Consider the following 2301-nt stretch of genomic DNA (forward strand, 5'->3'; position numbering starts at 1 on the left):
TAAAACTAAATATAATTTTTCTAACTTAGTTGTTGCACTTAAACTACTGCATACTCATTTTTCAGTCTTACTTAATCTGCCTCGATGATAAATTTTCTTTTGGATTAAGTATTGATCCTGATTTTGAGTAATAAATAACGGAGAACTTTCTTCTATGACATTGCTAAACTCCAAACCATACCATGAAATAGGTGAGGCCGTAATTTTCTGCAAATAGATGCGCCCACCAATCAATCTTCTATCTAACGAGCTTAACTTATCATTGACAATTAAATCTGCTGGTTGTTCCTTTATAATAACAAACTTAAAGTCGCCGACTTTCCGTTGTCGCTCTGTTGAATACGTGGGTATTTGTGGTTCTAAAATACCTTGTTCCACTAGATGATTTACAACTTGATGTAAATAGACACTAACGGATTGAGGTTTCCTAAACCCTAAGTAAAATTGAACGTTAACAACATTATGCGTCTCAAGTAAATCAACTGTATAATTACTTTCATAAGGTGCATTGGTTTCATTGACTGTAACAAACCAATAAACTTTAGCTCTTTTAGGTTGTCTGTCGAGAATAGAATACATGGTACTACGCTTAATTTGGTAATCACCCTTAATTTTAGTCATATACACTAAGTTAGTCGTGAACAAAGGTACTGTATTGTCTGCGCTTAATTTAGAGAGTTGATCACGATAGTCAAGAAGTGAAACATACTCGCTTTCTTTCTCATAATGGTCTCTTCGTTTATTTCCAAAGTACCAAAGCCACATAATATAAAGAATGCCCAACATGATTGTTAACGTAACATAACCGCCATGAATAAACTTAACCAAACTTGAAATTAGAAAGATTAACTCAATAAAGCCAAAAAACAAGGCAATTATAAGTGCTGTTCCCTTAGCCAGGTGTTTCTTTAAGAATTCATGCAAAAGCACAGTAGTCATAAGCATGGTAATAGTGATCGCTAAACCATACGCGGCCTCCATTTTTTGTGAACTACCAAAGAACCAGACTACACTAATTGTTATTATACATAGCATCCAGTTAACAGTTGCAATATAAATTTGATTTTTTATATTACTTGGATGTCTAATAACCATTCTAGGTAAAAATTTTAAGCCAATTGCTTCATTGACTAAAGTGTAAGAACCCGTAATCAACGCTTGAGAGGCAATAATTGCAGCGAGTGTGGCTAGCAAAATGCCAACTAGGCGCCAAGTTCCAGGGAGCATTTCATAAAAGGGATTTAAGTTCGATAAGTTCCTGTAAGCAGTATCACCTGCATGTCTAATTATCCAAGCACCCTGACCTAAGTAATTTAAAAATAGGGTACTATATACTAGTGGCCATGTTACATAAATATTCTGCTTGCCAACGTGACCCATATCGGAATATAAAGCCTCTGCTCCTGTGGTTGCCAAAAAGATACTTCCAAGTATAAAGATTCCCACTTTGTTAACTGGACTGAATAGTACCCTAATTGCATAATAAGGAGAAATAGCCTTCAATATCATTGGATAATTGATTAGATTAACGATTCCAAAGACAGCCAAAAAGCCAAACCATAAAATCATCACTGGTCCAAAGGATTTCCCAATCACACCTGTTCCAAAACGTTGAATCATAAATAATACGAGTAGAACAACTGTTGTGATAATCAAGACGTTATGTTGAGAATTACTAAACACCACAGGGCCAAGGTGTTGTTTTTTTAATCCCTCAATGGCTGAAGTCACAGTTACTGCAGGAGTTAATGTTCCATCGGCCAAAATGGCCGCCCCACCAATCAAGGCTGGCCAAATTAACCATTTTGAATTTTTTCGAACCAATGCATATAAAGCAAAAATTCCGCCCTCACGCTTATTATCGGCTTGCATTGCAATGACAACATACTTCAACGTTGTAATGATCATTAATGTCCAAAAAATCAACGAGATCGATCCAATCACGTAATTGGGAGAAATATTTCCCATTTTACCGGCGTCACCAATCAATGCATTCATAACATACAATGGTGAAGTGCCAATATCACCGTACACAATTCCTAAAGTAACAAGTGCCCCCGCAAAAGAAACACGTTCTAGTTGCTTATTCATATTTGCTTGCCCCCAACGCTAATTATTGAAATATAGCACTGCAAAATAGTAAGCCTAAACACGAAGAAAAGCAACTATGCCATATACATCATAATGAAATCACTTTAAAGAAGCTCATAATTTACGATATACTGATTGAAACCATAAATTATGGGCATTCTATTCTTAACTATCTAGTTGAACCATCTGATAACCGACTCCAATATGTGT

General features: G+C 35.7%; 1 protein-coding gene. It reads right to left on the minus strand.

Translation table 11 applies throughout. From position 1 onward, the window contains the following. Positions 1 to 54: 54 nt before the first annotated feature. The gene (locus LSE01S_RS10505) at positions 55 to 2091 is read right to left on the minus strand and encodes a KUP/HAK/KT family potassium transporter (protein WP_061777579.1); all 2037 of its coding nucleotides are present in this window, start codon (positions 2089 to 2091) and stop codon (positions 55 to 57) included. Positions 2092 to 2301 lie beyond the last annotated feature (210 nt).

Origin of the sequence: Levilactobacillus senmaizukei DSM 21775 = NBRC 103853 (assembly GCF_001592085.1) — a bacterium.
GTDB lineage: Bacteria > Bacillota > Bacilli > Lactobacillales > Lactobacillaceae > Levilactobacillus > Levilactobacillus senmaizukei.

Coding starts and splice junctions, on each gene's coding strand:
- LSE01S_RS10505 (WP_061777579.1), bottom strand. CDS start 2,091: ATGAATAAGCAACTAGAACGTGTTTCTTTTGCGGGGGCACTTGTTACT.